2 protein-coding genes are annotated in these 3,358 nt (G+C 76.3%); one reads left to right on the top strand and one right to left on the bottom strand.

What is annotated here, in order from left to right; translation table 11 throughout:
* Positions 1 to 48: 48 nt before the first annotated feature.
* Positions 49 to 564 (top strand): hypothetical protein, encoded by a 516-nt coding sequence (locus BJP25_RS21785; RefSeq protein WP_075976855.1) that lies wholly within the window; start codon positions 49 to 51, stop codon positions 562 to 564.
* A 43-nt stretch (positions 565 to 607) separates the two neighbouring features.
* Here BJP25_RS21785 and BJP25_RS21780 read toward each other — a convergent pair whose 3' ends face one another.
* Positions 608 to 3,097, bottom strand: coding sequence for an AfsR/SARP family transcriptional regulator (locus BJP25_RS21780; RefSeq protein ID WP_233158202.1), 2,490 nt, complete (start codon positions 3,095 to 3,097; stop codon positions 608 to 610).
* Positions 3,098 to 3,358 lie beyond the last annotated feature (261 nt).

The following is a 3,358-nucleotide window of genomic DNA, read 5'->3' as shown; positions in this document are numbered from 1 at the left end:
GGGTCGGCCCGCTCCGTCCGCCGGGACCTGCAGTCGGGAGGAACAGACATGAGGTTGGCCAAGCTCGTCGGCGCCGTGGCCGCCGCTGCCGCGATCGCCGTCACCACCGCGGGCACCGCGGGCGCGCAGGCCGCGCCCACCGAGCTGCGCAGCACCGTCACCGCCGCGGACGTCGCCGACCCGACGGCCGTGCTGCCCGCGACCACCGCCGGTGAGGTCACCGCGCAGCAGACCGTCGAGGGCGCGATCTCCTGGTTCCGCTCGCGCGACGGCTCCACCGAGTACGACGGCTACTGCGAGCGCGCGGTGCGCCTGGCCTGGAACCGCGCCACCCACCACGCCAGCGCCATCGACCACTGGCGCTCCTCCGACGGCGCCCGGCACACCACCGGCACCCCGCCGCGCGGCGCGTTCGTGTTCTGGAACATCTCCGCCTACGGCCACGTGGGCCTCGCCGACGGCAACGGCGGCGTGTGGGCGACCAGCGTCGGCGGCCGCATCGGCCACGTCGGCCAGGGCTACTTCGCCAACTACCTGGGCTGGAAGCCGGGCAACTCCAACTGAGCCACCGGGGGTGGCCCGGGCGCGCGGGGTGCCCGGGCCGCCCTCAGGCCGGGTGGCCGAGGGCGCGCCGGTCCGGCCTGCGGCTGCGGGCCAGCAGCACCAGCGCCCCCGCGGCGGCCCGCCGGTTGCCGGTGCGCTCGAACACGTGCAGGGCGCGCTCGGCCAGGGCGCGGGCCCGGGTCGGCTGCCCGGTGTCGAGCAGCGTGGCCGCCAGGCCCACCAGCGCGTGCGCAGTGCACCGCTCGTCGCTGATCTCCTCGAAGATCGCCAGCGCGGCGACCAGCTCCCGCTGCGCGGCGGCGGGGTCGCCGTTCTCCCGGTGCAGTGCGCCGAGTTCCCCGCGCACCTTCGCCTCCCGGTGCTGGTCGCCCAGCTCGCGGGCGGCGCTGAGGGCGGCGTCGAGCCGGGCGCCCGCCTCGTCGAGCCTGCCCAGGACGCGGCAGGCGGTGCCCAGCGAGCCGAGCGCCTGCGCCACCCCGGACAGGTCGCCCACCGCGCGGAACCCGTCCAGCGCGCGCCCGTAGTGCTCCAGCGCGGCGGCGGGCCGCGAGCACACGCGGGCCAGCGTCCCCAGCCCGGCCACGGCGAACGCCTCACCGTGGCGGTCGCCCAGCTCGCCGAAAAGGCCCGCGGCGCGCGTCAGGCACCGGGTCGCGTCGGCGTACTCGTCGCGGTAGAGGTGCACCTGCCCGAGGCCGCGCAGCAGCACGGCGGCACCGCGCTCGTGCGCGCCGACCACCTCCAGCGCGCGCCGGTGGGCGGCGGCCCAGTCGTCGTAGTGCCCCCGCAGGTCGTGGAACGGCACGGACGCGGCGGCCAGCTGCCAGGCCAGCTCACCCTCCCCCGCCTCGGCGGCCAGCTCGACGGTCCTGGCCAGCGCCTCGCGGTGGGTGGCCAGCCAGTCCAGCGGCCGGGCGGTGACGCCGCGCTCGACGACCGCGGGCAGCCGCCAGCCGACGGGGTCACCGGTGAGGGCGCCGAAGGCGGTCGGCAGCTCGCCGGCAGCCCGTTTGACCAGGGACAACAGCGCCGAGGCATAGCGCGCGAATGCGGGCGCGCGCCCGGTGTCGGGGACCTCGCGGGTGTAGCAGTGCAGCAGCTCGTGCACCCGGTACCGCGGCTGTCCGTCGAGCCCGGGAACCGCGGCGGCGACGAGGTTGGCGTCCACCAAGTCCTCCAGCACGTCCCCGCCGGGTTCACCCAGCAGCGCGTCCACGGCCCAGGGGGCGAAGTCGCGGGTGGGCAGCTCCGCGAACCGGCCGAACGCCCGGACCCCCGCCGCGGGCAGCTGCCGCACGCTCAGCTCGAAGCTGCCGCGCACCGCGAGGTCCCCCACCCGCAGCTCGGTGAGCCGCCGCGACTCGTCGGCCAACCGGTCCCGCAGCCCACCCACCGTCCACGCCCGCCGCCCGGCCAGCCGCGTCCCGGCGATCCGGATGGCCAGCGGCAACCGCCCGCAGAACTCCACGACCTCGCGGGCCGCCGCGACCTCGGCCGCCACCCGCTCGGCCCCCGCGATGCGCCCCAGGAGCCGCACCCCGTCCTCAGCCCCGAAGCCGGCCAGCTCCACCTGGTGCGCCCCCACCAGTCCGGGCAGCCGCGACCGGCTCGTCACCAGCACCGCGCACCCGCCGTCCGCGGGCACCAGCGCCCGCACCTGCCGGGCGCTGCCCGCGTCGTCCAGCACCACCAGGAACCGGCGACCCACCAGCTTGGACCGCAGCAGCGCCTCCCGCGCCGCCGCGTCGTCGGGCAACCCCGCCCCGAAGACCCCCAGCGCGTGCAGGAACCCCGCCACCACGTCACCCGCGTGCCCGCTGGTCGCCCCCAGGTCGGCGTAGAACTGCTCCGGATAGCGCGCCTTGAGCCGGTGCGCCACGTGCACGGCCAACGCCGACTTCCCCGTCCCCGGCGCCCCGGACACCACCGCCACCGGCGCCGCGAACGCCCCCGGCCGCGGCGCAAGCGCTTGCATCAACTCCTCGACGGCCTCGTCCCGCCCGGTGAAGTCAGCCACCTCCGGCGGCAACTGGCGGATCGGTACGCGCTCCTCCCCGTGCAGCACCTCCGCCTGCACCGCCCGCAGCTCCGGCCCAGGCTCAACCCCCAACTCCGCCACAAACCGCCTGCGCGCCTCCCCGTAAGCGGCCAACGCCTCCCCCCGCCGCCCCCCAGCAGCCAGCGCCCGCAGGTAGTGCTGCCACAACCGCTCCCGGTACGGGTGCTCCCCCAACAGCCCCTTGACCTCCTCGACCACCTCACCCCCGCGTCCGAGCCGGATCTGCAACCCCAACCGGTCCTCGGTGGCCCCCAACCGCGCCTCGCACAAGGCACTGATCTCAGCCTCCCAAGCAGGCACCACCGGCAACCCCGCCAACGGCTCCCCCCGCCACAACCCCTCCGCCGCCACCAGGTGCCCCAACGCCCTCCCCGGATCCGACTCAGCCCGAGCAGCGGCGTACTCCCGCCGGAACACCAGCAGGTCCACCTCCTCCTCCGGCACCCGCAGCACATACCCGTCCCCACTGCGCACCAGCCCCTCCCCCACCACCTCCCGCCGCAACCGCCACACGTACGTCTGCAAGTTCGCCCCCGCCGAACTCGGCGGCCGCTCCCCCCACAGCACATCCACCAACTGCCCACTGCGCACAACCCGATTCACGTTCAACGCCAAGTGCGCCAACAACACCCCCTGCTTCCCCCCACCCAGCACAACCCCCCCAACCCGCAGCGGCCCGAGCACCTGGACCAACACACCAAGCCCCTCCCCGCCGACACCACAGACCCCCCTCCG

This window comes from Actinokineospora bangkokensis (assembly GCF_001940455.1).
Lineage (GTDB): Bacteria > Actinomycetota > Actinomycetes > Mycobacteriales > Pseudonocardiaceae > Actinokineospora > Actinokineospora bangkokensis.
Note: the sequence above shows the minus strand (reverse complement) of the source record. Positions and strands in the feature narration are given on the sequence as shown.